This is a genomic window from Streptomyces beijiangensis (assembly GCF_017315755.1).
Classification (GTDB): domain Bacteria; phylum Actinomycetota; class Actinomycetes; order Streptomycetales; family Streptomycetaceae; genus Streptomyces; species Streptomyces beijiangensis.
Genome location: NZ_JAFLRJ010000192.1, coordinates 12800 through 37729, shown reverse-complemented (window position 1 = coordinate 37729; position 24930 = coordinate 12800). Strand labels below are relative to the sequence as shown.

The 24930-nt window shown below is 69.9% G+C and carries 22 protein-coding genes and 2 tRNA genes; 16 read left to right on the top strand and 8 right to left on the bottom strand.

Going from position 1 to position 24930, the window contains the following annotated elements; translation table 11 throughout:
* Positions 1-918, bottom strand: a 918-nt coding sequence (locus J0695_RS21200; RefSeq protein WP_206963701.1) for a TIM barrel protein, incomplete at its 3' end; no start/stop codon positions are given.
* A gap of 191 nt (positions 919-1109) precedes the next feature.
* On the opposite strand from J0695_RS21200, the gene J0695_RS21195 reads away from it, so the two are divergent.
* The 3 genes from J0695_RS21195 to J0695_RS21185 all read left to right on the top strand — a co-directional run bounded on the left by J0695_RS21195 (position 1110) and on the right by J0695_RS21185 (position 2819).
* A complete protein-coding gene (locus J0695_RS21195) occupies positions 1110-1430 on the top strand; it encodes an L-rhamnose mutarotase (protein ID WP_206963700.1) in 321 nt (106 codons plus the stop codon).
* Positions 1431-1498: 68 nt separating this feature from the next.
* Positions 1499-2512: a LacI family DNA-binding transcriptional regulator gene (locus tag J0695_RS21190; protein WP_206963699.1), complete on the top strand. Its 1014-nt coding sequence runs from the start codon at positions 1499-1501 to the stop codon at positions 2510-2512.
* 133 nt (positions 2513-2645) lie between these two features.
* Positions 2646-2819 carry a hypothetical protein gene (locus tag J0695_RS21185; protein WP_206963698.1) on the top strand — a complete coding sequence of 58 codons (174 nt, stop codon included), beginning with the start codon at positions 2646-2648 and terminating at the stop codon, positions 2817-2819.
* Between the two features lie 21 nt (positions 2820-2840).
* Here the strand turns inward: J0695_RS21185 and J0695_RS21180 are convergent, their stop codons facing one another.
* Together J0695_RS21180 and J0695_RS21175 are read right to left on the bottom strand one after the other, a co-directional pair.
* On the bottom strand, positions 2841-3398 hold the full coding sequence (locus tag J0695_RS21180) for a CGNR zinc finger domain-containing protein (RefSeq protein WP_206963697.1): 558 nt from the start codon (positions 3396-3398) through the stop codon (positions 2841-2843).
* Between the two features lie 192 nt (positions 3399-3590).
* Positions 3591-4004 carry an SsgA family sporulation/cell division regulator gene (locus tag J0695_RS21175; protein WP_003987206.1) on the bottom strand — a complete coding sequence of 138 codons (414 nt, stop codon included), beginning with the start codon at positions 4002-4004 and terminating at the stop codon, positions 3591-3593.
* A gap of 190 nt (positions 4005-4194) precedes the next feature.
* On the opposite strand from J0695_RS21175, the gene J0695_RS21170 reads away from it, so the two are divergent.
* The 7 genes from J0695_RS21170 to J0695_RS21140 all read left to right on the top strand — a co-directional run bounded on the left by J0695_RS21170 (position 4195) and on the right by J0695_RS21140 (position 11519).
* Positions 4195-4674 carry a TIGR02611 family protein gene (locus J0695_RS21170; RefSeq protein WP_206963696.1) on the top strand — a complete coding sequence of 160 codons (480 nt, stop codon included), beginning with the start codon at positions 4195-4197 and terminating at the stop codon, positions 4672-4674.
* Positions 4675-4728: 54 nt separating this feature from the next.
* A tRNA-Val gene (locus J0695_RS21165) sits at positions 4729-4803 on the top strand.
* Between the two features lie 174 nt (positions 4804-4977).
* Positions 4978-6261, top strand: coding sequence for an ABC transporter substrate-binding protein (locus tag J0695_RS21160; RefSeq protein WP_206963695.1), 1284 nt, complete (start codon positions 4978-4980; stop codon positions 6259-6261).
* Positions 6262-6272: 11 nt separating this feature from the next.
* The gene (locus tag J0695_RS21155) at positions 6273-7262 is read left to right on the top strand and encodes a carbohydrate ABC transporter permease (protein WP_372445808.1); all 990 of its coding nucleotides are present in this window, start codon (positions 6273-6275) and stop codon (positions 7260-7262) included.
* Positions 7259-8116 carry a carbohydrate ABC transporter permease gene (locus J0695_RS21150; RefSeq protein WP_206963693.1) on the top strand — a complete coding sequence of 286 codons (858 nt, stop codon included), beginning with the start codon at positions 7259-7261 and terminating at the stop codon, positions 8114-8116. The genes J0695_RS21155 and J0695_RS21150 overlap by 4 nt, the downstream gene beginning before the upstream one ends.
* 6 nt (positions 8117-8122) lie before the next feature.
* Positions 8123-8704, top strand: coding sequence for a hypothetical protein (locus J0695_RS21145; RefSeq protein WP_206963692.1), 582 nt, complete (start codon positions 8123-8125; stop codon positions 8702-8704).
* Between the two features lie 82 nt (positions 8705-8786).
* Positions 8787-11519 (top strand): exo-rhamnogalacturonan lyase family protein, encoded by a 2733-nt coding sequence (locus J0695_RS21140; RefSeq protein ID WP_206963691.1) that lies wholly within the window; start codon positions 8787-8789, stop codon positions 11517-11519.
* 26 nt (positions 11520-11545) lie between these two features.
* Here the strand turns inward: J0695_RS21140 and J0695_RS21135 are convergent, their stop codons facing one another.
* Complete coding sequence (locus J0695_RS21135) at positions 11546-13903, bottom strand: SCO7613 C-terminal domain-containing membrane protein (protein ID WP_206963690.1); 2358 nt, start codon at positions 13901-13903, stop codon at positions 11546-11548.
* An 82-nt stretch (positions 13904-13985) separates the two neighbouring features.
* On the opposite strand from J0695_RS21135, the gene J0695_RS21130 reads away from it, so the two are divergent.
* Both J0695_RS21130 and J0695_RS21125 read left to right on the top strand, forming a co-directional pair.
* Complete coding sequence (locus J0695_RS21130) at positions 13986-14432, top strand: SRPBCC family protein (RefSeq protein WP_206963689.1); 447 nt, start codon at positions 13986-13988, stop codon at positions 14430-14432.
* A gap of 39 nt (positions 14433-14471) precedes the next feature.
* Positions 14472-14543: transfer RNA gene (locus tag J0695_RS21125), tRNA-Val, on the top strand.
* A gap of 83 nt (positions 14544-14626) precedes the next feature.
* Here J0695_RS21125 and J0695_RS21120 read toward each other — a convergent pair.
* A complete protein-coding gene (locus J0695_RS21120; RefSeq protein ID WP_206963702.1) occupies positions 14627-15358 on the bottom strand; it encodes a 3'-5' exonuclease in 732 nt (243 codons plus the stop codon).
* Between the two features lie 174 nt (positions 15359-15532).
* Here J0695_RS21120 and J0695_RS21115 point away from each other — a divergent pair, with 174 nt between their 5' ends.
* The 3 genes from J0695_RS21115 to thrS all read left to right on the top strand — a co-directional run bounded on the left by J0695_RS21115 (position 15533) and on the right by thrS (position 19417).
* The gene (locus J0695_RS21115) at positions 15533-16099 is read left to right on the top strand and encodes a DUF4365 domain-containing protein (RefSeq protein WP_206963688.1); all 567 of its coding nucleotides are present in this window, start codon (positions 15533-15535) and stop codon (positions 16097-16099) included.
* Entirely contained in the window at positions 16099-17322 is a 1224-nt protein-coding gene (locus J0695_RS21110; RefSeq protein WP_206963687.1) for a hypothetical protein, read from the top strand. The genes J0695_RS21115 and J0695_RS21110 overlap by 1 nt, the downstream gene beginning before the upstream one ends.
* 115 nt (positions 17323-17437) lie before the next feature.
* Positions 17438-19417, top strand: a complete 1980-nt coding sequence (thrS, locus tag J0695_RS21105) for a threonine--tRNA ligase (protein ID WP_206963686.1) — start codon at positions 17438-17440, stop codon at positions 19415-19417.
* A 39-nt stretch (positions 19418-19456) separates the two neighbouring features.
* On the opposite strand, the gene J0695_RS21100 is transcribed toward thrS, so the two are convergent.
* Positions 19457-20134 (bottom strand): potassium channel family protein, encoded by a 678-nt coding sequence (locus tag J0695_RS21100; RefSeq protein WP_242552974.1) that lies wholly within the window; start codon positions 20132-20134, stop codon positions 19457-19459.
* 66 nt (positions 20135-20200) lie between these two features.
* On the opposite strand from J0695_RS21100, the gene J0695_RS21095 reads away from it, so the two are divergent.
* Entirely contained in the window at positions 20201-20758 is a 558-nt protein-coding gene (locus J0695_RS21095) for an HIT family protein (RefSeq protein WP_206963684.1), read from the top strand.
* Between the two features lie 7 nt (positions 20759-20765).
* Here J0695_RS21095 and J0695_RS21090 read toward each other — a convergent pair whose 3' ends face one another.
* On the bottom strand, positions 20766-22424 hold the full coding sequence (locus J0695_RS21090; protein ID WP_206963683.1) for an AbeC-like domain-containing protein: 1659 nt from the start codon (positions 22422-22424) through the stop codon (positions 20766-20768).
* A gap of 267 nt (positions 22425-22691) precedes the next feature.
* Positions 22692-24899 (bottom strand): elongation factor G-like protein EF-G2, encoded by a 2208-nt coding sequence (locus tag J0695_RS21085; protein WP_206963682.1) that lies wholly within the window; start codon positions 24897-24899, stop codon positions 22692-22694.
* Between the last annotated feature and the right edge of the window lie 31 nt (positions 24900-24930).

Sequence of the window (24930 nt, the reverse complement as noted above, 5' to 3'; positions counted from 1 at the left end):
ATCGGTGTTGTACGCGTCCATCAGCACGGCGTTCGCGGCGAGTACGTCACCCGAGCGCTGCGCCGCGGCGAGGTCATCGGCGTCGACGAGCAGCGCCTTGGCGGTCGCCTCCTGGACGTTCATCACCNNGAACAGCTGGAAGGGGTCGGCCGCCCCGACCATCAGGTCGTCGTCGGCGTAGAAGCGCGAGTTGAAGTCGAAGGCCCCGAGCCGCTTCGCGCGCAGCAGCAGCGCGACGATGAACTCGATGTTGGTGCCCGGCGCGTGGTGCCCGGTGTCCACGACGACCTTGGCCTTTTCGCCGAGCGTCAGACAGTGGGCGTACGCCGTGCCCCAGTCCGGCACGTCGGTCGTGTAGAAGGCGGGCTCGAACAGCTTGTACTCGAGCAGCATCCGCTGGTCGTCGCCGAGGCGTGCGTACACCGTCGCGAGGGCCTCGGCGAGCCGGTCCTGACGGGCCACCACGTCGTCCTGGCCCGGGTAGTTGGTGCCGTCGGAGAACCAGAGCTTCAGATCGGCCGACCCGGTGGCGTCCATGATGTCGACGCAGTCCAGGAGGTGTGCCACCGCCTTACGCCGTACCGCGGGATCGGGATGGGTCACCGAGCCCAGCTTGAAGTCGTCGTCCTGGAAGACATTGGAGTTGATCGCGCCCAGGGTCAGCCCGCGCTCCCTGGCGTACGCCGCCAGCGCGGCATAGTCGGCGACCCTGTCCCACGGAATGTGCAGCGAGACCCGAGGCGCAACGCCGGTGAACGCGTGCACCTGCGCGGCGTCGTCGAGCTTCTCGAAGGGATCGCGGGGTACGCCGGCCTGGGCGAAGACCTTGAAGCGGGTACCGGAGTTCCCGTAACCCCAGGACGGAGTCTCGATCGTCTGCGTGGCCAGTGCGGCCTTCACGGCCTGGAGGTCAGACATGTGCAGCCCCTTGGTGAACAATGATGAATCGATTCATTCCGCGGTGAAGCTAGCGGCGCCACAAAGCGCCGTCAACCCTTGACGCATCGGCGGGTACGGTCCGCAACGGTCCGCCGTCCCACAGGTTTGGCCGCGGAACCGTCCGCCCGGCAGACTGGAGTGAAACAATTCACCGAGCGAGAGGCCCGGAAGTGCAACGGATCTGCTTCGTCCTGAGGGTCCGTCCCGAGCGGCTCGACGAGTACCGGCTGCGCCACCGGGACATCTGGCCGGAGATGCGCGAGGCGCTCGCGGCCACCGGCTGGGGCAACTACTCGCTCTTCCTGCGCGACGACGGTCTCCTCGTGGGCTATCTGGAGACCGAGGACTTCGAGCGCGCCCGCGCGGACATGGACGCCACCGAGGTCAACGCCCGCTGGCAGGCCGAGATGGCCGAGTTCTTCGAGTCGCTCGACGGACGCGCCCCCGACGAGGCGATGCGCCCGCTGACCGAGGTCTTTCACCTCGCCTGAGCGCCGGCGACCGTACGATGGCCCGACGTCCGACCATTGCGCCGGACCCGTGACTCAGGTGGGACAAGGTGGCAGGAATCAAGGACGTGGCCCGTCGTGCGGGCGTCTCGGTCGGCACTGTCTCCAATGTCATCAACCGGCCGGGATCCGTCTCGCCCGAGACCCGGGGCAGGGTCCAGGCCGCGATCGATGAACTCGGTTACGTACGGAGCGAGTCGGCCCGTCAGCTCCGTGCGGGCAGCAGCCGGATCGTGGCGCTGCTCGTGCTGGACATGGGCAACCCCTTCTTCGTCGACGTCGCCCGCGGCGCCGAGCGCGCGGCCCGCAAGGCCGGACTCGGCGTGATGGTCTGCAACAGCGACCAGAACGCCGCCGAGGAGGCCGACTACCTCGCGCTCTTCGCCGAACAGCGGGTGGCCGGCGTGCTCGTCACCCCCGCCGACCCCACCGGCCGCAGCCTGGAGGCCTTCGCCCGGCACTCCATCCCGTTCGTCCTGGTCGACCGGGTGGCATCGGGCGCGGCCTCCTGTGCGGTCTCGGTCGACGACGTACAGGGCGGCGCGCTGGCCGTACGGCACCTGGTCGCCGCCGGCCACCGGTCGATCGCGTACGTCAGCGGCCCGCCCGAACTGCGGCAGATCCAGGACCGCCGCGAGGGCGCCCTCACCGCACTCGCCGACGCGGGCCTGCCGGCCGAAGCCCTGGTGGAGATCGCCACGCACCGCCTGGACGTGGCGGCGGGACGGGACGCGGGCGCGCGCCTGGTCGGTCTGTCGCCCCGCCCGACCGCCGTCTTCTGCGCCAACGACCTGCTGGCACTCGGCGTCCTGCAGTCGCTCTACGCGGCCGGCGTCAAGGTCCCGCAGGACATGGCCATCGTCGGATACGACGACATCGAGTTCGCCGCCGCGGCCGCCGTGCCCCTGACCTCGGTACGCCAGCCCGCCGCGCTCATGGGGCGCATGGCCGCTGAGCTCCTGCTGGAGGAGTCGGGGCACATCGGCGACGGCGAGCACCTGCACCGCAATGTGCTGCTCCAGCCCGAACTGGTCGTCCGCGCCTCCAGCGTCCTGCCCCGCTGAACCGCACGCAGTCGAACCGCACGCACACGCGTGCGCACGCACGTCCGGACAGCCACGGGATCCGGCGAACTCCCCGGGGCCCAAGGCGTGTTGGTCGCGCAAAGTGCTCGCACTGCGTCATCATCGCCCCGAGATGCTCGATACATCGCGGGACGACGTCACCGCCCCCACCTCAGCCCCTGACACCTCGGCACCCGAGCCGCGCGGCTGTCTCTACGCCCTCTCCCAGCCACCCTTGATGATCTTTCTCGGAGTGGTCGGCGGCCTGCTGCTCATGGCCGCCGTGCACGATCTCTTCCTGCTGTGACCGGCACCCAGGACGGCGGAGTCAGCCGGTCGCGGCCTTGCGCCGGGCCCGGTACGCCGCCACATGGAGCCGGTTCCCGCAGGTGCGGCTGGAGCAGTAGCGGCGCGAACGATTGCGCGAGAGGTCGACGAAGGCGTGCCCGCAGTCCGGTGCCTCGCACCGGCGCAGCCGCTCCTGCTCGCCCGCCACGACGAAGAAGGCCAGCGCCATCCCGCCGTCGGCGGCCAGGTGGTCCGCCATCGAGGCGCCGGGCGCGAAGTAGTGAACATGCCACTCGTAGCCGTCGTGGTCGGTGAGCTGCGGGGTGGTGCCTGCGGAGGCGACCAGCTGGTTGACCAGCTCGGCGGCCTCGTGTGGTCCGGGCGCCGCGAACACCCCCGCGAAGCGCTCCCGTACCGCGAGCACCGCCTTGAGGTCCCGCTCGCCCAGGTCACCGACGCCGCTGATGTCGAAGCGCTGCACGAAGCCGTACAGCGCCTGGAGGTCCATCAGGCTGTCCGGCTCGTCGCTCAGCGGTGCGGTGTTCACCAGACCGACGACTGCGTCGAGGGCAATGCGGGTGTCGTGGGGGATCAGCACGATTCGCTCCCTGGGCTGCAACGGGCGTCTGCCCGCCCGGATGCTGGCCGACTCTAGCGGCTCGCCCTGAGAGCGCACCGGCGCCGTCCGCACGGTGGATTCCGTGGGACGGCGCCGGCGACTGCCATATGAGGTTGTCTGTACGGTGCCGTCGCCCCGAGTCGGACGGCACCGGGCTTCTCGCGCGCTGGCTCAGTTCTCGGCCAGGATGTGCGAGAGTTCCGTGTCGAGATCGAAATGTCGGTGTTCGGTGCCCGGTGGCACGGCGGCGTCGGTCCGCTTCAGGAACGACTCCAGAGCCCGCGCCGGGGCTTCGAGCAGGGCTTCTCCCTCCGGGGAGCTCAGGGCGATGCAGACCACGCCCTGTCCGTGGCTACGGGACGGCCAGACTCGGACGTCTCCGGTGCCCGTGGGCCGGTGCAGGCCCTCGGCGAGGAGATCGCGGGCGAATACCCACTCGACGGTCTCCTCGGCTCCGGTGTGGAAGGTGGCGTGCACGGCATACGGATCGGCCGTGTCGTACCGCAGGCCCGCGGGTACAGGCAGTGATGACTCGCTCGACACAACGAGGCGCAGGTGCAGCTCGCAGCTGACCGTGGTGTTCATAAGCGCCAGGGCCTTTCGCTCAGTGTGCGCTCGGGGATTCGCACGTCGGCGAAATCGACATGCCACCTACGGTGCCGTTGTAAACCCCTCTGACCGGTTTGTGCGTCTTCGAGCCACTCGTACGGGCGAGTCTCACTTTGCGCGATGCGCCCATTCGAGTGACTCCTACCGGTCCGGTAGATTGAGCCTCATGAATGCGGAGAGTGACGAGCGGAAAACGGCCGGCGTACCGACGCCCCGTGACCCCGCGACGGGGGGCGTGGCCGGGGGCGTGACCGGGGACCAGGCAGGGTCGGAGCCGGAGCTCGGCTCCAAGGCGCCCCAGTTCATCAAGGCGTCCAGGGCCCTGCATCTGAGCTGGCAGGTGGCTGTCTTCGTGGTGGGGCTCGCGGTCGTGGTCGCGGGCATCATCATGCTGCCGCTGCCGGGCCCGGGATGGCTGGTGATCTTCGGCGGCATGGCGATCTGGGCGACCGAGTTCGTCTGGGCGCAGCTGGTGCTGCGCTGGACGAAGCGGAAGGTCACCGAGGCGGCGCAGAAGGCGCTCGATCCCAAGGTGCGCCGGCGGAACATCATCCTCACCGTGATCGGTCTGGTGATCATCGCGGTGCTGGTCGGGATCTATGTGTGGAAGTTCGGGATCGTGATGCCGTGGAAGATCAACGAGTGACCTGAAGGTGGTCGGGGGGACCGGCGGGCATGCGGTAATGTTTGCCTTGCGCCCGGGCGATTAGCTCAGCGGGAGAGCGCTTCGTTCACACCGAAGAGGTCACTGGTTCGAAACCAGTATCGCCCACCACCCGGACCGACGGCCCGGAGGCTTCAAGCCTCCGGGCCGTCGGCGTTTCCCCGCTGTTATCGAAACGTTTCGACGAATTCCGTCCCAACCGTTGACGTGTTCCGCCGTCGCTCCCTAGCTTGTCCCGGCAAGCGCTTTCCTAAAACGTTTCAATGTGCACGTGGAGGTCGGACTGTGGGTACGACTGGGAGTGTTGACCGGCGCAGCCTGCTCAAGGCGGCAGGGGCCTCGCTGGCCACACTCGGCCTGACGGCCGCCGGCTGCGGGAGCGGCAGTGGCTCGGGGGGCGGGACCGTCACCATCCGGTACGCGTGGTGGGGTGCCGACGACCGGGCGAAGAAGATCAACCAGACGATCGCTCTCTTCGAGAAGAAGTACCCGAAGATCAAGGTCAAGACGGACTTCCAGCCCTACGCGGACTTCTGGACCAAGTTCCAGACGCAGGCGTCGGGCGGCAACCCGCCGGACGTCTTCCAGAACGCCATCGGCTTCCTGCGCAAGTACAACGACAAGCACGTCCTGCTGGACCTCAACGCCCAGGTCAAGGCGGGGAATCTGAGCATGGACGGTTTCCGGGCCGGTCTGGACGCATTCGGCGAGGTCGACGGCAAGCTGCTCGGCATACCCGTCGGCTCCAACTCGATGTCCCTGGTCATCGACAAGGACGCGTACCGGCGCGCCGGGATCACACCGAAGCTCGGCTGGACCTGGGACGACTACTACGCCGGGCTCAAGAAGATCCACGACGGGCAGCACATCGCCGGTGACACCGGTCCGATGGGGATCATGTACGTCTACGACCTGGTGCTGCGCCAGGCAGGCAAGGCGTTCTTCACCGAGAAGGACCTCGGCTTCACCGAGGCCGATCTGACCGAGTGGTGGAACAAGGGCTTCGAGGGCGTCAAGTCCGGTATCTACGCCGACCCGAAGAAGGTCGAGCAGATCAAGCCCAAGGCGGGCCTGTCCGACGGGCTTTCGGCCGGTGAGTTCACCTGGGACAACTTCTCCGTGCGCTACACCGCCGAGGGCAAGGGGAACTACGGCCTGGCGCCGATCCCGTCCACCGACGGCAAGACGACCGGGCAGTACCTCGGCTCGCTGATGCTCAGCGGCTCGGCGCGGACCAAGCACCCCAAGGAAGTCGCCCAGTTCATCAACTTCATGGTGCACGAGCCCGCGGTCGCCAAGATCATGGGCTACGACCGCGGAGTTCCCTCGACCACCGCGCAGTTCGACGCCTTCAAGCCGTCCGACACGGTCGCGCAGGGCATCTCCGCGTACGAGACGCAGATCGCCACGGCCGGCGTACTGCAGACCATCACTCCCCACCCCGCGGGCGCCGACACCTGCGAGGCCGCCTTCCTGCGGATCGCCAACGACGTGAGCCTGGGCACGAGTTCGGTGGACAAGGGCGTCAAGCAGTTCTTCTCCGAGGCGAAGACCGCACTCGGTACGTGAGGGGATCAGCTGTGACGCACATCCAGGACGCTGCGCCCGAGAGGCTCGTCAAGAGCTCCGGTGCGCAGGACGGTCCGGGACCGCTCGCCGTCCCCGCCGCGCTCAAGCGGCGGGGACGGCGGGAGAACCTGGCCGGTCTGCTCTTCCTCTCCCCATGGGTCGTGGGGCTGCTGCTCCTCACCGCGGGGCCGATGCTCGCCTCGCTCTATCTGGCCTTCACGGACTACAATCTCTTCGACACACCGAAGTGGATCGGGCTGCAGAACTTCACCGACATGTTCGGCGACCCGCGCTGGCAGAAGTCGGTGCGGGTGACGCTGCAGTACGTGGTGATCGGCACGCCGCTGAAGCTGCTGCTGGCGCTCGGCGTGGCCCTGCTGCTCAACCAGAACCGGCGCGGACAGGCCTTCTACCGGGCGGCGTTCTACGCACCCTCGCTGATCGGGGCGAGCGTCTCCATCGCCATTGTCTGGCGCTCGCTCTTCTCCGACGACGCCGTCGTCGACCGCGCCCAGCAGCTGTTCGGCATGGAGGCCGGCGGCTGGATCAGCAATCCGGACATGAAGATCTACTCGCTGGTGCTGCTGACCGTCTGGCAGTTCGGCGCCCCGATGGTCATCTTCCTCGCCGGGCTGAAGCAGGTGCCGAACGAGCTCTACGAGGCGGCCGAGGTCGACGGGGCGGGCACCTGGAGGCGGTTCTGGAACATCACCCTGCCGATGATCTCGCCCGTGCTCTTCTTCAACCTGCTGCTGGAGACCATCCACTCCTTCCAGGTCTTCGGCTCCGCCTACATCCTCGGCGGCCAGGGATCGAGCTGCGGTCCCGCGGACTCGGTCCTCGTCTACACCTGTTACCTCTACGACCAGGGCTTCGCCAACGGCCGTATGGGCTTCGCCTCGGCCATGGCCTGGCTGCTGCTGATCACCGTCGGCCTGGTCACGGCCGTCCTGTTCTGGTCCCAGAAACGCTGGGTGCACTACGAGGAGGGCGCACGATGAGCGTGCTGACCGCTTACCGCAGGAAGAGCGCCGGTTCGCTGGCCTGGCACATCGGTTCGCTGGCCGTCCTGGCGGTCGTCCTCTACCCCGTGCTCTGGGTGATCGGCGGCTCCCTCAAACCCAGCAGCGAGATCGTCGGCAGCCTGGACCTCTTCCCCGCCAGCCCGATCACGAAGAACTACACCCGGCTGACCGAGGGCATCGCGGACATCCCGATCTCCACCTTCTTCGTCAACTCGCTCTTCCTGGCGGTCGGTTCGGTGATCGGCGTGCTGATCTCCTGCTCACTGGCCGCCTACGCCTTCGCGAAGATCAGGTTCGCCGGGCGGAACGCGCTGTTCGCGGTGATGATCGGCACCCTGCTGCTGCCGTACCACGTGCTGCTCATCCCGCAGTACGTGCTGTTCCAGAAGCTGGACCTGATCAACACCTACACCCCGCTCCTGCTCGGCAAATACCTCGCCACGGACGCGTTCTTCGTCTTCCTGATGATGCAGTTCATGCGGAACCTGCCCAGGGAGCTGGACGAGGCGGCACGCCTCGACGGCTGCGGACACCTGCGGATCTACTGGTCGATCGTCCTGCCGCTCTGCCGGCCGGCTCTGATCACCAGCGCGATCTTCACCTTCATCAACTCCTGGAACGACTTCCTCGGGCCGCTGATCTATCTCAACGAGCCGGACAAGTACACCGTCGCGCTGGGCCTCAAGATGTTCGTCGACCAGGACGCGGTCGCGGACTACGGCGGGATGATCGCCATGTCGCTGGTCGCGCTGCTCCCCGTGCTCGCCTTCTTCATGGCCTTCCAGCGCTATCTGGTCGACGGAATGGCCACCTCCGGGCTGAAGGGCTGACCTCCCGTGAAGACGCGCAAGGCCCGCGGCCGCGCCAACACCGCCGAATCCGTGCTCCATTCACGGTTCGCGATCCTCGCCGAGTCCCTGCTCACCGGAGTCTGGCTGACCGTCGCCGCGCTGCCGCTGCTCACCCTGCTGCCCGCCTTCGCCGCCGGCTGCGCCCATCTGCGGCGGCATCTGGACAGTGATCCGTGCGGGTGGCGGGAGTTCGTCTCCGATGTGCGCGAGGCGACCCGCAGCGGGCTGCGCTTCTCGCTGCTGTGGTGGGCGGGGATCGCCGTGCTCGTCTTCGACTGGCGTGTGGCCCGCACCGGGCTGCTGCCCGGCGGGCCGCTGCTGATCGCCGTCAGCGTCGTCGGGCTGCTCGCGCTGGCCGTCGTCGGACTGCGTACGGCCGCGGCCTGGCGGCCCGGCGGCTCCTGGGTTCTTGTCCGTACGTCCGACCCGGCCGGATCCCTGCTGCTCGTGGGGGGATTCGCCGCGGTCGCCGCCACCGCCTGGCAGGTGCCGCCGCTCGCCGCCCCCGCTCTGGGGTGTCTGGCCGCGGCCGCCGTGGCCCTGGAACGGCGCGCCGCTCTGCGCTGAGCGGCTCCGGTCCGCCCCCCCCGTTACGTACGACCGCACACCTCTGTCTGTCATGCCCCTGACCCTGTGAAGTGGAGTACAGATGTCCCCGATTCCCCGTCGCAACGTGCTCAAGGCCGCTGCCATGGCCGGTGCCGCCGCCCAGTTCTCCTGGGCACTCGGCGGCAGTGCCCAGGCTGCCGCCGCCGACGAGAAGGGCGCCGCGGAGGGCCCCGTCGAGATCAAGTGGCTGGAGGACGGCGGGCTCGGCGCCGCTCCCGGGTCCACCGTCGGCGTGCCGTGGCCCAAGGGGCAGTACGCCAAGGACCAGACCTTCGCGCTCGCCACCGCCGACGGCGAGGATGTGCCCGTACAGACCTGGGCCACCGGATTCTGGCCCGACGGCTCGCTGAAGTGGACCGCGCACGCGGCCGGCGAGGGGCTGGCCGCGGGCACGGGCTACCGGCTCACTCCGGGCGCGACCGCCGCCGTACCCGAGAAGAAAGTGACCGTCCGCGAGAGCGGCGGGCGCATCACCGTCGACACCGGGGTCGTCCAGGCTGTCATCGGCAAGGACGGCGGGAAGCTCATCCAGTCCGTCACCCGCGGCTCGCGCAAGATCGCCACGGACGGGCGGCTGGTGCTGCTGAGGCAGGGCGACATCGACGACGGCGATCACGGAAACGCCAAGTGGGAGCGGTTCGACGGGGAGATCAGCGGGGCCGTCGTGGAACAGGACGGGCCGGTCCGCGCGGTCGTACGGATCGACGGCAAGCACCGCAAGGGGAGCCGCCGCTGGCTGCCCTTCTCCGTACGGCTCTACTTCTACGCGGGCGCCGAGTCCTTCCGCATGGTCCACACGATCACCTTCGACGGCGATCAGGAGAAGGACTTCATCCGCGGGCTCGGAGTGCGCTTCACGGTCCCGATGCGCGACGAAGCGTACGACCGCCACATCCGCATCGGCGGCGACGGCACCGGACTCCTGCGCGAGGCCGTCAAGGGCATCACCGGACTGCGCCGCGACCCTGGAGCGGCCGTCCAGGCCGCCCAGTTCGCGGGCGAGAAGCTGCCCGACCCCGCCACCTGGGACCAGCGCGTCACCACCCGCCTCCCGCTCATCCCCACCTGGGGCGACTACACCCTCAGCCAGCTCTCCGCCGACGGCTTCACCCTGCGCAAGCGCACCAAGGGCGGCCACGGCTGGATCGCGGCGGGCGGCGGGAAGCGCGCCTCCGGATTCGGTTACGTCGGCGGGGCGAGCGGCGGACTCTCCTTCGGGCTGCGGGACTTCTGGCAGAAGCACCCCGCCCAGCTGGACATCCGCGACGCGCACACCGACGAGGCCGAGGTCACCCTCTGGCTCTGGTCGCCCGAGGCCCAGCCGATGGACCTGCGCTTTTACCACGACGGCCTGGGCCAGGACACCTACGCCGAGCAGCTCGAAGGCCTCAACATCACCTACGAGGACTACGAGCCCGAGTTCGGCACCCCCTACGGCATCGCCCGCACCAGCGAACTCCTCTTCTGGGCCCACGAGTCCACCCCCACCGCCGAGGTACTCGCCCAGGAGACCGAGGCCGTCCGCGTCCTGCCCCAGCTCGTCGCCCCGCCCGCCCAGATCATCGGCGCCAAGGTCTTCGGCGGCCTCTTCGCCGCACCCGACCGCTCCACCCCCGCCAAGGCGAAGATCGAGGACCACCTGGACTTCCTCTTCACGTACTACCAGGACCAGGTCGAGATGCGCCGCTGGTACGGCTTCTGGGACTACGGCGACTTCATGCACTCCTACGACCCGGCCCGACACCAGTGGCGCTACGACGTCGGCGGCTACGCCTGGGACAACTCGGAGCTCTCGCCCGACATCTGGCTCTGGTACGCCTACCTGCGCTCCGGCCGCGCCGACATCTTCCGCTTCTCCGAGGCCCTCACCCGCCACACCGGCGAGGTCGACGTCTACCACCTCGGCCAGTGGGCCGGCCTCGGCACCCGCCACGGTGTCCAGCACTTCGCCGACAGCGCCAAGCAGCAGCGCATCGCCAACACCACCTACCGGCGCTTCTACTACTTCCTCACCGCCGACGAGCGCGTCGGCGACCTCATGGCCGCCAACGTCGACTCCGACGAGACGTTCCTGGTGCTCGACCCGCTGCGCAAGGTACGTACCGACGTCTACACCCCCGACCGGCACGCCCTGTCCGTCGGCTTCGGCACCGACTGGAGCGGACTGGTCTCCGCCTGGCTCACGGAGTGGGAGCGCAACGGTCCCAAGGCCGCGAAGGCCAAGGCCAGGGTGCTCTCCACCATGGAGACCATCGCCGCCCAGCCCAACGGATTCGTCCAGGGCAGCGGGCTCTACGACCTCGACACCGGAAAGTTCGCGGTCGCCACCACGCCCGTCGTCGGGGTCTCGCACCTCTCGGCGGTCTTCGGCCTCAACGAGCTCTGCGCGGAGCTGATCGACATCATCGACATGCCCGCCTTCAAGTCGGCGTACCTCGACTACTGCCGCTACTTCAACGCCACCAAGACCGAGCAGGCCGCCCGTTACGGCACCAACTTCGGCTCGCTGCTGCTCTTCCAGGGCCACTCGCGCCTGGACGCGTACGCCGCCGTGCAGACCGGCGACGCGAAGCTCGCGGCGCGTGCCTGGGAGAAGTTCTACAAGAGCGACGGCTACATGGAGTCCTCGCCCTGGGCCACCGAGAAGCTCAGCGGGCCCGTCACGCTGGTGCCGGGCAGTGAGGCCAACTGGGTCTACACCAACGACACTTCGCTCTACGGGCTCGCCGCGATCGAGAACCTCGCGCTGCTGGGGGACAAGATGCCCAGCTGATCCCAGCGGTCAGTGAACGCGCGCGGTCAGTGCATGCGCGCCAGCCGCTCCCGCAGCCGGCGCGCATCGCGCAACCGGTGTTCGTACGTCGCCCCCACGGCCAGCAGCAGAAGGCCGGCGAGGGCGGGCACCACCCAGCGGGGGAGTGCGTCCACGACCTGGACGAGGTACGGGGCGAGCTCGTGCAGCGCGTCCAGGGCGAGGACGCCCCCGCCGACGACGAGCAGCGCCTGCAGACGGGAGCGGGCCCCGATCAGGGTGACGGCGAGCGCTGCCGAGCCGAGCAGCAGCGGGCGCAGCCAGTGCGCGTCGCCCCAGGCCGCGACGAGGCTCGGCAGCATCGTCGCGGCAAGCCCGGGGCCGTACGCGGTCCAGGACGAGGCCGCCGGGTCACGGCGCCGCCGCACCACACCGATCACCAGCGCGGGGAGGGTCACCGGCAGTGTGTACGCCTCGGGGACCGTCACGTCCCAGGCCGCCAGCCGCACCCACGAGGCCAGCACGAACAGCACGGGCGCCGCATAGCCCACGGCCCGTCGCTCGGGCCGCAGGGCGGTGCCCGCGGCGATGACACCGCACAGGGCGAGCACCAGGGCCAGGGTGGTGAGGTCGGTCGTCGCCAGCAGGACCGAGAGCAAGGCCGCCGAGGCGGCGACGATCTCCAGCGGGAGCGCGACAGGGTGACGGCGCAGCCGGGCGCCGAGCACGGCGACCGCGGCGGGGACGATCAGGACGAGCAACGCCGTCCGGTGGGGCGGGAGTTCGAGGGCGGCACCTGCCGCCACCGCCAGGGCGGACGCGTACACGACGGACGGAGGAGCCGCCGGCATACGGATCGGGCCCGGGATGCCGCAGACCACCGCGAACAGGACGAACAGCGTGCCGAAGACGGCGAAGGTGGCCGCCTGCGTCGCGAGGGCCAGGAGCGAGACGCTCACAGCCCCGGCGAGAGCGAGACCGAAGGCGGTGAAGGCGAAGGCCTCGTGCGCTGCCGAGCGCCTCAGGGCGACGACCGAGGCCGCGAGCGCCGCAGCGGTCAGGGTGACGTGCGCCGAGAGCACGCCGGGATAGGGCAGGCCGAGCGCCGCAGGCGTCACCAGGAGCGCGGCCCAGGCCAGGGCGAGCGCACCGCAGGCGGCCGGGCGTCGCAGGCGGGCCTGCGCGGCGGACCCCCGGTGCACGGCCGTGAGGACTCCGGCGAGCAGTGCGAGCGTCACCGGGACCGCGGGGAGATCGGGCCACGGCAGATCCGCGGAACCCGGGGCACCCGACCACGGCTTGAACACCCACTCGCCCGGGGTCACCAGGGCGAGTGCCGCCACCGGCAGCGCCCAGAGCGCCGCCGCCGCGTGCACCGCACCGGAAGCGGCAGCCAGACCGTGCTTCACGGGGCCGGGCATCGACGTACGGAGTGCGACCAGCAGGAGCGCGGCGCAGAGCAGTTGGGCGGGTACGGCCCAGGTGCCGGGCAGTGCGGTCCTTACGACACCCGCGACCGCGGCGAACGCTGCGAGACCCGCGACCGCGGCGGGGACCGGCAGGAGCCTGCGCCAGGCGATGAAGAGCGCGAGAGCGGCCCCGGCGGCGAGCAGCGCCCCGGGAGCTGCCGCCTCGGCCGGCGTACCGGCGACCACCGACAGCCGGGCGGCCGTCAGCAGCGCGGCTCCGCCGGCGGCGCAGGCACCGGCCCAGGCGACGACGCGCACCGCACCGCCCGGCCCCCGCAGGGCCAGTGCGACATCGAGCACGGCGGTCAGCAGCAGCGCCCAGGCCGTCGCCATGGCGCCCGCATCGGCAGCCAGCGCCCAGAGCAGCAGCGGGAGTTGGGCGGTCGCCGCGGCGACGGGCAGCGGCAGCCGCAGCCGGTCCACCGTCATCCCGTACGCGGCCCAGAGCAGCGCCAGTACGGCGGTGGCTCCCGCCGTGTAACCCAGCGGATCCACGTCCGTGGCGGCCACCTCATGCAGCGCGTACGCGTCGAGCACCGTCAGTACGAGACCCAGACCGGCCACCGACTCCGCCGTCGACGCCAGCGAACGGCGCAGCAGCACGACCGGGGCGCCCAGGGCCGCGAGGGTCACCGCGGCGAGCACCGCCGCCCGCCCGCCGATGCCCAGATGACCCCAGCTGACCAGGGTGAAGGCGATTGCGGCGACCGTCAGCAGCACGGCGCCGAGCGTGAGCAGCACGTTCTGGGCGTTGGGCGGCGAGGTCTCCGGGTGCGACCGCGGCTGCGGAGCGCCCCAGGGGTGCGGCGGAGGCGGCTGCAGCACACTCAGCAGCCAGGCCCTGCGGCCGAGCAACTGGTGCCTGCGCGCGTCGAGTTGTGCGAGCTCGCGGTCGAGGAGAGCCAGCTCCTCGGAGGGCGGCGGAACATGTCCCATGTGCAGGAGTGTGGCGGCGGACACGTCAGCGGGTATGCGCGCGGATACTCAGATACCGGGTGAGTACGCGCAGACTTGGCCCATGGACTGGTGCCATTACCGCTTCCGCAGTGTCTGGGATCTGCCCGCCGACCCCGACACGGTCTACGCCGTACTCGAAAAGGCCGGGGAGTACCCCCGGTGGTGGCCGCAGGTCAGGGCCGTGACCCCGCTCGACGACCGCACAGGCACCGCCCGCTTCCGCTCCCTCCTCCCGTACGACCTGCTCGTGACCGCCCACGAGAAGCTGCGCGATCCCGAGGCCCGGGTGCTCGAAGTGGAGATGACGGGGGATCTGGAGGGCTGGGCGCGCTGGACCGTCGAGGCCTGCGACGGTCGGACACGCGCCGTCTACGAGCAGGAGGTCGAGGTGACCAGTCCGCTGATGCGGCGCCTCGCCGTCCCCGGGCGTCCCGTCTTCCTCGCCAATCACGCGCTGATGATGCGCGGAGGGCGGCGCGGACTGACTGACCTCCTGCAAGGAGTTTGAAAGCACCCCGCGAAGACCTGTATGGTTCAGTCCGTTCCCGGGCGATTAGCTCAGTGGGAGAGCGCTTCGTTCACACCGAAGAGGTCACTGGTTCGAACCCAGTATCGCCCACCGGGAAATGGCCGGTCCGTCACTGACGGACCGGCCTTCTTGCTGTGCGCCGCAGGCCGGCTGCCGCGCTCAGGCTGCCGCGCTCAGGCCGCCGCGCTCAGGACCGGACGCGGGCGCAGCGGCCATGAGGGATCCACCGTCTCCGGCGTGCCCTGCCGTGCGAACCACGCCTGCAGCCCGCGTGCCTGGGCCGCGTGCCAGCCCGTCTGCAGCGAGTGCAGCTCGGCCGCCGAGAGCCGCTCCAGACGGCCGGAGAACCGGCGGCCGATCGACCGTACGACCTCCAGTGAGGCCGCCGCGTCCGCCGCCGCGTCGTGGGCGCCGTCCAGCACCACCTCGTACTGCGAGCAGAGATCGGTGAGCGTACGGCGGCCCTTGCGGTAGCGGTCCAGATGCTTGTCCAGGACCCGCGGGTCCAGCACGCGCATCGGGGTGTCGCCCAGATACCGCCCCAGGGACGAGGCGCGGTGGCGCCCCAACTCCCGGTCGAGCAGCGTCAGATCGAAGGGCGCGTTCATCACGACGAGCGGCCGGCCCGCCGCGCACTGCTCGGCCAGGGCCTTGGCCATCTCCTCCACCACCGGTGCCGGCCAGCGCCCGTTGCGCTGCAGATGCAGATCGGTGAGCCCATGGATCTCGGTGGCGCCGGACGGCACCGGTATGCCCGGGTTGACGAGCCAGCGGGTGACCCGCGGCCTCGTTCCCGCGCCGTCCTGGACGACGAGGGCCGCCGAGACGATGCGGTCCTCCTCGACGTCCACGCCTGTCGTTTCCGTATCAAATGCGGCCAGGGGGCCTTCGTACCAGCACGGCATGTTCCAACTCCTCGCACTCACAAGGCAGATGGTGTGCGTCCCCTGCCCAATTCGGTGATACCCGGGCTGTTTGCGACATACGCCGGAAGGAGACAACACAGGTGACGGGCTTGGCATTCGAGCATCCGTCGTGTGGACACCCATTCAGCACAGTCCGGAAGGCGCACCACGGCCATGGCGCTTGCGCAGCCCGATCCGGGTGGGCTGCTGCCCGAGCGGATCGCACCGCTGCGCGGCTCACTCGCCACCACCGCCTGTATGGAAACCCTTCAGGTGGGTTACCTCCATGCCGTCGCGGCAGCGGCGGGATGCTCGTTGTCGCAGCCCTTTCCGGACAACGGAATCGACTGGCACGTGAGCCACGGGGCTCCCGGGCACACCGTCGACGACGAAGTGACGATAAAGGTGCAGCTCAAATGCACGTACCAGATTCCGGCGCACCCGCCGGGCGGAGCCTTCTCCTTCACGCTCGACAACGCGCATCTGGTGAAGCTGGCCCGCTCCCCGGTCTCGGTGCACAAGATCCTGGTGGTGATGCTCGTACCGCGTACGCAGGACGAATGGCTGCGCGCCGGCCATGACCGGCTCGACCTGCGGCACTGCTGCTACTGGACCAACCTGGCCGGCCACCCGGTGACGGGCAGGCGCAGGACCACTGTGCGGATCCCGACCTCGCGGATTTTCGACGACCGAGCGCTCTGCGAGATCATGACCCGTGTCGGGGCGGGAGGGAGACCCTGATGCAGCACCGCCCGATCGACGAGCCCGTACGTGCCCATCCGAGCGAGCTGCCCGGAGTGTGGAACGGCGGCGAGGGGCCTGATCCTTCGCGGGTCGACCCCGCCGTGCTGGGCGCTCTTCTGGAACGGCACGGCTGGCGGCGGCGCGGCGGTGCGGCGGGGCGCTATGCGCGCTGGACGCCGCCGGGGCCCGGCAGCGGTTCCGTCAGCCTGCTCGTGCCCGAGAGCCGCGCCTTCCCCGACAGCGACGAGCTGCTCGGCGAGGCGCTGACCGCGCTTCAGCGCTGTGCGGCGCCCTCCGCCCGGGAGGTACTGGTCTCGCTGGCCGTGCCCAGCGACGAGATCCGCTGGTGGCGCGATGTGCCCGAAGGTCCTTCCGGTGCGGCCTCGTGGACCGCGCAGGAGCAACTGCGGGGCGCGGCACGGCAGATGCTCATCGCCGGCTCGCTCGCCGCACGCGGGCAGGCCGGTTACTACGGCGCACGGCACCGGCGCCAGGCCCAGGCCGCCCTGGAGGGGGTGCTGGTCTCCACGGCGCCCGGCGGGCGCGGGCTGACGGCCTTCGTACCGGTGGAGCGTGGACGTACCGCAGTCGTACGGCTCCACCACGCACTGCACGCCGCCCGCGAGGCGGCCGACTACCAGCGGGCGACCGGCGGCATGGAAGCCTTCGACTCGGCGGTCGAGGCGGGCGTGAGCCGGGAGCTGACCGAGGCGGTCATCGCGCTGGTACGGGGATCGGAGGGGGTCGCCGTCACGCTGGCCTGGGCGCCCGCCGCCGGAGTCCCCGAGGACTGCGTGGCCAGGCCGGAGACGGTGGAGTTCTCGCCAGGCGATCTGCCCGCCCTGCGGGAGGCGGGGGTCAGGTACATGCAGGACGAGCCCTCTCTTCCGGTACGGATCACGGGCGCCGTGGTCCGGATGCGGCGCTCCGCACCCCGTGGCCCGGGGACGGTACGGCTGCGGGTGCTGGCCGGGGCGGAGGTCCCGCACGTACGGATGGTGCTCGACGAGGAGGCGTACCGGACGGCGGGCCATGCCCATCTGGTCGGGCTGCCGATCCGGGTGCACGGGCGTTTGGAGAGCCGAGGCGGCTTCCGCAGGCTGACCGGCGCCGACGGCGTCGTGCCGGTGCAGGTGGACGAGGCGGAGCGGGACCGGCTGATGAAGTCGCTCCACGAGAACCTCGACTTCTTCGAGGAGGCGTGCAGCGGCGAGGACTGAGGCCCGTGGGGCTGCTGGGTCGAGGCAAACCGTTTCGCGTCGGGCCCGGCGGGCTCGGTAAGCTGCGAGGCGTACGCAGTGAACACTGCGCGACCCCCTCAGTCAGGAGAGACCGGTGTCAGACGTCCGCGTGATCATCCAACGCGATTCCGAGCGGGAAGAACGCGTGGTGACGACGGGCACTACGGCAGCGGAACTCTTCGCCGGCGAGCGCACCATCGTCGCGGCCCGGGTGGCCGGTGAGCTGAAGGACCTGGCGTACGCGGTCGCCGAGGGCGACGAGGTCGAGCCCGTCGAGATCTCCTCCGAGGACGGCCTCAGCATCCTGCGCCACTCCACCGCGCATGTGATGGCCCAGGCCGTGCAGGAGCTCTTCCCGGACGCCAAGCTGGGCATCGGGCCGCCCATCAAGGACGGCTTCTACTACGACTTCGACGTCGAGAAGCCGTTCACTCCCGAGGACCTCAAGGCCGTCGAGAAGAAGATGCAGGAGATCCAGAAGCGCGGGCAGCGCTTCTCCCGCCGCGTCACCACCGACGAGGCGGCGCGCGAGGAGCTCGCGGGCGAGCCGTACAAGCTGGAGCTCATCGGTCTCAAGGGCAACGCCGCCCAGGCCGCCGACGGCGCCGACGCGGAGGTGGGCGGCGGAGAGCTGACCATCTACGACAACCTCGACGCCAAGACCGGCGAGCTGTGCTGGAAGGACCTCTGCCGGGGCCCCCACCTGCCCACCACCCGTAACATCCCGGCCTTCAAGCTGATGCGCAACGCCGCGGCGTACTGGCGCGGCAGCGAGAAGAACCCGATGCTGCAGCGCATCTACGGCACCGCCTGGCCCTCCAAGGAAGAGCTGAAGGCGCACCTGGAGTTCCTCGCCGAGGCCGAGAAGCGCGACCACCGCAAGCTCGGCGCCGAGCTGGACCTGTTCTCCTTCCCCGACGAGCTGGGCCCCGGCCTCGCGGTCTTCCACCCCAAGGGCGGGGTCGTCCGCAAGGAGATGGAGAACTACTCGCGGAAGCGTCACGAGGACGCCGGCTACGAGTTCGTGAACACCCCGCACATCTCGAAGGAGCACCTCTTCGAGACCTCGGGGCACCTGCCGCACTACGCGGACGGCATGTTCCCGCCGATCGAGTTCGACGGACAGAACTACCGCCTCAAGGCGATGAACTGCCCGATGCACAACCTGATCTTCAAGTCCCGCGGGCGCTCCTACCGCGAACTGCCGCTGCGGCTCTTCGAGTTCGGCACGGTCTACCGGTACGAGAAGTCGGGCGTCGTGCACGGTCTGACCCGCTCGCGCGGTTTCACCCAGGACGACGCGCACATCTACTGCACCAAGGAGCAGATGGCGGACGAGCTCGACACGCTCCTGACCTTCGTGCTCGACCTGCTGCGCGACTACGGCCTGAACGAGTTCGAGCTGGAGCTGTCCACCCGCGACGACTCCGACAAGTTCATCGGCACCGACGAGGACTGGGTGGAGGCCACCGAGGCGCTCCGCCTGGCCGCCGAGAAGCAGGGTCTTCCCCTGGTCGCGGACCCGGGCGGCGCCGCCTACTACGGCCCGAAGATCTCCGTGCAGGTGCGCGACGCGATCGGCCGGTCCTGGCAGATGTCGACCCTCCAGGTCGACTTCAACCAGCCCAAGCGGTTCGGTCTGGAGTACACCTCGGCGGACGGTTCGCGTCAGCAGCCCGTCATGCTGCACCGTGCGCTGTTCGGTTCGATCGAGCGGTTCTTCGGCGTGCTCCTCGAGCACTACGCGGGCGCCTTCCCGGCGTGGCTGGCCCCGGTCCAGGCCGTCGGCATCCCGATCGGCGACGCGCACATCCCCTACCTCCAGGAGTTCGCCGGGAAGGCGAAGGCCAAGGGGCTGCGGGTGGATGTGGACGCCTCGTCGGACCGGATGCAGAAGAAGATCAGGAACCACCAGAAGGCCAAGGTTCCTTTCATGATCATCGCGGGTGACGAGGACATGGAGGCCGGCGCCGTCTCCTTCCGCTACCGCGACGGTTCGCAGGAGAACGGCATCCCGGTCGAGGACGCCATCGCCAAGCTGGTGCAGGTCGTCGAGGACCGCGTCCAGGTCTGACACATCCGAGATGCGACGGCGGAGGCCCCCGGGGAACGATCAGCTCCCCGGGGGCCTTCCCGCGTCCTCGCCCTCCCGGGCGAACACCTGCAGCAGCCAGGACGAGAAGGAACCCGTCACCGCGCCGAGCAGGGCGAGCCCGCACGCCATCATTCCCGCCGCGACCAGCCGCCCCCACGCTGTCACCGGTGCGACATCGCCGTAGCCGACCGTGGTGAGGGTGGAGCAGGTCCACCACACCGCGTCCCCGAAGGTACGGATCGTGGCGCCGGGCGCGGTGCGTTCGAACGAGTAGACCGTGAGCGCCCCGGAGAAGCCGAGCAGTACGGCGGTGAGGCCGGCATAGGCCATCACCCTGGCGTGCAGGCTCAGCCGCGGTTCGTCGTGCCGCTTCTGTACGGCGGTGTAGACCTTCACCATGCGCAGCGGGCGCAGCAGCGGCAGCGCCAGGACCACGGTGTCCAGCCAGTGCGTGCGGACGAAGCGGAGCCGCTGCCCGCTCAGTACGAGCCGCACCGCGTAGTCCGCAGCGAAGACCAGCCAGGTCGCCAGGGTCACGGCGAGTGCCAGGTCGCGCCAGAGCGGATCGATGCCCCGGGCCAGTACCCGGACCGCGTAACAGGCGAGGAAGAGGAGGGAGGCCACGAAGAGCGGTGCCTCCATCCGCTGCTCCCAGCGGATCAGTCGGTCCGGCCGGCCGGATACGGGGACGTCCATCGGGCCAGCATCGCCGCAGCGGGGCCGGGTGCGCCCCGGCGACACGTCGCGAACGGGGGAAGCCATATGCTGCACAGCATGACGAGTGAGCCGGAGCAGCAGATCGGAGTGGGCACCCAGGACGCGTTCCAGCGCCTGTGGACGCCCCACCGGATGGCGTACATCCAGGGCGAGAACAAGCCCGTGGGGCCGGAAGCCGGCGACGGCTGTCCGTTCTGTTCGATCCCGGCGAAGTCGGACGAGGACGGTCTGATCGTCGCGCGCGGCGAGCACGTCTACGCGGTGCTGAATCTCTACCCGTACAACGGCGGCCATCTGATGGTCGTGCCCTTCCGGCACGTCGCCGACTACACGGAACTGGACGCGGCGGAGACCGCCGAGCTGGCCGGGCTGACCAAGCACGCGATGACCGCGCTGCGCACGGCGTCCGGCGCGCACGGCTTCAACATCGGCATGAACCAGGGCGCGGTCGCCGGCGCCGGCATCGCCGCCCATCTGCACCAGCACATCGTGCCGCGCTGGGGCGGCGACACCAACTTCATGCCGGTCGTCGGCCACACCAAGGTGCTGCCCCAACTCCTCGCCGACACGCGGAAGATGCTCGCCGACGCCTGGCCGGTCTGACGGACGCTCACGCGTCGTAGACGTCCGCCTTCCTCGGGGCCGGATCCTGTACGAGGCCGCTCAGCATCACCGAGCGGTTGCCGAAGCGCTCGGTGTCCACTCCGTGCTCGTCCAGTACGCGCATGGCGGCCGCGTGCACCGCGCGCAGTACGGGGGTGGCCGTGCGCATCGCGTCGTCGGCCATGAAGCGGTGGCGCCAGGGCTTCTCGGCCCAGGCGTGCCGCACCCCGAAGGGCTCGGGCAGGACGAGTTTGCCGCCGGCCCAGTCGAGCACGTTGGGGAACCAGGTCAGCGGCGCGCGCACGGCGATACGTACGACGTCGTCGGCCCCCATCAGCGGCAGTTGCCGCTCGTGCGTCTCCCAGAACTTGACCGTCCCGCTGACCATCACGGTCTTGGGTGCCGGCTTGCTGGTGAAGAGCGAGTGCACCGGGCCGAGCGCATGGCCGGTGACCTCGATGCGCAGGGTCTCGTGGAGCACGGTGACGGTGATCAGCATCGTGATCACCAGCTGGCCGTCCCAGAGCGTGAACTGGCAGCCCAGGTAGTGGCGGTTGCCGCTGCCGAACTGCTGCTCGTTGCAGATGCGCTGTATCTCGTGGCCCTTGATCTGGAAGGCGTCCACGTCGGTGCCGCTCGGACGGCTGACCTCCTTGGCGTTCTCGCCGACCGGGGAGACGATCCAGTGCTTGACGTCGGGAGTGGGGAAGCCGTTGGTGTGCAGGGAGCTGCGCTCGAGGAGCTTGAGCCGGTCGTGGATCGCGCGGATGACGTCCCAGCTGCGGAAGCCGTGGATCTCGGAGTCCTTGTCGCGGGGGATCAGCTCCTCGGCGAGCTGCCAGCTGCCCCAGCGGGTGCCCATGCCGAGGATTCCCTTGGGGCCCGCGTAGAAGACCGCGTTGGACTGCTGCTCGGCGGTGAGCTTGGCGAGGTTCTGGCGCAGCGTCTCGGCGGCCGTCTCGGTCGGATTGCGGGGTACGGCCTCGGGGATCTTGGCGCCGACGCCGCCGCCCGACAGCAGACCGGTCCAGCGGGCGCGCAGGTCCTGGGCGGTCTTCTCGCAGATCTGCTTGGCCCAGAGCCAGCCGATGACCGGCGCGACGAGCATTGCCCTGAGATAGAGGCCGAGGAAGCCGGTGAAGGGCAGCTTGAGCATGAAGACGACGGCCAGTCCGCCGGCGGCTATCAGCAGGACGGTGCCGAGCACGCCCGTGCGCCGGTCCTTGGAGTCCTTGAGGGCACGCCGCAACTGGAAGACGCCGAGCCAGAGCAGCATTCCGGGGAGGAAGAGCAGCCCGAAGACGCCCATCACGGCCGTCAGCCTGGTGTCGCGTTCCTTGCGGATACGGGTCGCCGCAAGGCAGTGCTCGACCACGGTCTGGGGCTCGGTGCCGAAAGACTGGATGAGCGCCTTGCGGGCACCGCCGAGCATCCGTACCTGAACGGCCCGCGCGAAGGCCTCGCCCAGGTCCGGCTCGAATATCTTGGCCCTGCCCGGCTTCACCGCCGACTGGTGCCACTCGCTGTTGGCCTTGAGGATCTCCTGGACGTCGCTGTCGCGGTACGCCGCCGAGGCGAGGGCGTGGGTGGCCGCGGTCTGGCCAGCCGATCCCTGGAGCGGGATCTGCGCCCCGGGAATGAAGTCGAATACGCTGTGGTCCGCCATCGCTGCCCCCATCGCCGCATGCAACCGCTGCTGCGGCCTCTTCCCGACTACTGCCCCCGGCACACCTTCTGCTGTGCCTTCCCGCGGGACGACCCCCGGGAAGGCACAGCAAGCAGCCCGGCGTGCCGACCCGGGCCGCCCTCGTGAGGCTCATTCCACTGAACGGAGATCACAGCGTATCCGCGAGGGCCGTCCTCCGTCAGGGGACAGCGGAATGCCGCCCGCCGCAAGCGATTTGGGCGGACGGCATCCTGGGTGTCCCTTCAACTACGTTCCGGTTTCCGCCTGTTCGCGAATTTTGTCGGCCAGTTGGGGCGGCATCGGCTCATGGCGGGCGTACGAGCGGCTGAAGCGGCCCGTGCCGTGCGAGATCGATCTCAGATCGACGGCGTACCGCCCGATCTCGATCTCGGGGACCTCGGCCCGCACCAGGGTGCGGCCGGGCCCCGCCTGTTCGGTGCCGACCACCCGGCCGCGCCGCCCGGAGAGATCGCTCATCACCGGGCCCACGTAGTCGTCGGCGACCAGCACCTGCACCTCGGCCACCGGCTCCAGGAGATCGATCCGTGCCTCGACCGCCGCCTCGCGCAGGGCGAGGGCGCCCGCCGTCTGGAAGGCCGCGTCGGAGGAGTCCACCGAGTGCGCCTTCCCGTCGAGGAGGGTGATCCGTACGTCCACGAGCGGATGGCCCGCCGCGACCCCGCGTGCCGCCTGGGCGCGTACTCCCTTCTCGACCGACGGGATGAACTGCCGGGGAACCGAACCTCCCACCACCTTGTCGACGAACTCGATGCCGGTGCCCGGGGGCAGCGGGGCCACCTCGATCTCGCAGATCGCGAACTGGCCGTGGCCGCCGGACTGTTTGACGTGCCGCCCGCGCCCCGCCGACGTGGCCCCGAACGTCTCCCGGAGCGACACCTTGTAGGGCACGGCGTCGACCTGGACCCCGTAACGGCTGCGCAGCCGCTCAAGGGCCACGTCCTTGTGCGCCTCGCCGAGGCACCAGAGCACCAGCTGCCTGGTGTCCGGGTTCTGTTCGAGCCGCATCGTCGGGTCCTCGGCCACCAGCCGGGAGAGGCCCTGGGAGAGCTTGTCCTCGTCCGCCTTGCTGTGCGCCTCGATGGCGAGCGGGAGGAGCGGGTCGGGCATCACCCAGGGCTCCATCAGCAGGGGGTCGTTGCGCCCCGAGAGGGTGTCGCCGGTCTCGGCGCGGGTGAGTTTGGCCACGCAGGCGATGTCTCCCGCGATGACCTGCGTCATGCCGCGCTGCTGTTTGCCGAAGGGGGAGGAGAGTGCGCCGATCCGCTCGTCGAGGTCATGACTGTCCTGGCCTCTGTCCTGCAGCCCGTGGCCGGAGACGTGCACGGTCTCGTCGGGGCGCAGGGTGCCGGAGAAGACCCGTACCAGCGACACACGCCCCACATAGGGATCGGACGCGGTCTTGATCACCTCGGCCACCAGCGGCCCGCGGGGGTCGCAGGTCACCGCGGGGCGTGAGCCTCCCTGGGGGGTGGTGACCCGCGGGGTCTCGCGCTCGGGGGGAGTGGGGAAGCCGCCGGTGATCAGTTCGAGCAGCTCGACCGTGCCGAGGCCCTGCGCGGCGCCCTCGGCGGCCGGGGCCGCCGCGAGGACGGGGTGGAAGGTGCCGCGCGCGACGGCCCGCTCCAGGTCCTCGATCAGCGTCTTGACGTCGATCTCGGCGCCTTCGAGATAGCGGTCCATGAGGGACTCGTCCTCGCTCTCCGCGATGATCCCCTCGATGAGCCGGTTACGGGCCTCCTCGATCAGCGGCAACTGCTCGTCCGCGGGCGGCGATTCCCTCCGTACCCCCGCCGTGTAGTCGAAGAGCCGCTGGGTCAGCAGCCCGATCAGTCCCGTCACCGGGGCGTGCCCGTCGGCCGCGGTTGGCCCGTGGAGCGGCAGATAGAGCGGGAGCACGGCGTCCGGGTCGTCGCCGCCGAAGATCCGGCCGCAGATCCTGGTCATCTCGTCGTAGCCGGTCCGTGCGGTGTCGAGGTGGGTGACCACGATCGCCCGCGGCATCCCGACGGCCGCGCACTCGTCCCACACCATGCGGGTCGACGCGGCGACGCTGTGGGCCTCCTGGGCGGCCGATACGACGAAGAGGGCCGCGTCCGCCGCACGCAGACCGGCCCTCAGCTCACCGACGAAATCGGCGTAGCCGGGTGTGTCCAGGAGATTGATCTTGATCCCGCCCCATTCGACGGGGACGAGGGAGAGCTGGACCGAGCGCTGCTGGCGGTGCTCGATCTCGTCGTAGTCGGAGACGGTCTGTCCGTCCTCGACGCGGCCGGCCCTGTTGACCGCTCCCGCGGTCAGCGCGAGGGCCTCGACCAGCGTGGTCTTGCCCGAACCGCTGTGGCCGACCAGCACCACATTCCGAACGGATGCGGGATGGTCGGCCGTCGCTGCCCTGCCGGCGGCTCCGGGGTGTGCGTTTGCCTTGTCGCCCATGATTCTGGCCTCCCGGTTTGTTGCACGGTGA

Bases quoted from the DNA above. Each gene is read 5' to 3' on its own strand.
- J0695_RS21140 (WP_206963691.1), top strand. From the start codon at position 8,787: ATGTCCCCGATTCCCCGTCGCAACGTGCTCAAGGCCGCTGCCATGGCC.
- J0695_RS21120 (WP_206963702.1), bottom strand. From the start codon at position 15,358: ATGCCGTGCTGGTACGAAGGCCCCCTGGCCGCATTTGATACGGAAACG.
- J0695_RS21115 (WP_206963688.1), top strand. From the start codon at position 15,533: ATGGCGCTTGCGCAGCCCGATCCGGGTGGGCTGCTGCCCGAGCGGATC.
- J0695_RS21100 (WP_242552974.1), bottom strand. From the start codon at position 20,134: ATGGACGTCCCCGTATCCGGCCGGCCGGACCGACTGATCCGCTGGGAG.
- J0695_RS21170 (WP_206963696.1), top strand. From the start codon at position 4,195: ATGAATGCGGAGAGTGACGAGCGGAAAACGGCCGGCGTACCGACGCCC.
- J0695_RS21095 (WP_206963684.1), top strand. From the start codon at position 20,201: ATGCTGCACAGCATGACGAGTGAGCCGGAGCAGCAGATCGGAGTGGGC.
- J0695_RS21110 (WP_206963687.1), top strand. From the start codon at position 16,099: ATGCAGCACCGCCCGATCGACGAGCCCGTACGTGCCCATCCGAGCGAG.
- J0695_RS21175 (WP_003987206.1), bottom strand. From the start codon at position 4,004: ATGAACACCACGGTCAGCTGCGAGCTGCACCTGCGCCTCGTTGTGTCG.
- J0695_RS21185 (WP_206963698.1), top strand. From the start codon at position 2,646: ATGCTCGATACATCGCGGGACGACGTCACCGCCCCCACCTCAGCCCCT.
- J0695_RS21135 (WP_206963690.1), bottom strand. From the start codon at position 13,903: ATGGGACATGTTCCGCCGCCCTCCGAGGAGCTGGCTCTCCTCGACCGC.
- J0695_RS21150 (WP_206963693.1), top strand. From the start codon at position 7,259: ATGAGCGTGCTGACCGCTTACCGCAGGAAGAGCGCCGGTTCGCTGGCC.
- J0695_RS21090 (WP_206963683.1), bottom strand. From the start codon at position 22,424: ATGGCGGACCACAGCGTATTCGACTTCATTCCCGGGGCGCAGATCCCG.
- J0695_RS21085 (WP_206963682.1), bottom strand. From the start codon at position 24,899: ATGGGCGACAAGGCAAACGCACACCCCGGAGCCGCCGGCAGGGCAGCG.
- J0695_RS21130 (WP_206963689.1), top strand. From the start codon at position 13,986: ATGGACTGGTGCCATTACCGCTTCCGCAGTGTCTGGGATCTGCCCGCC.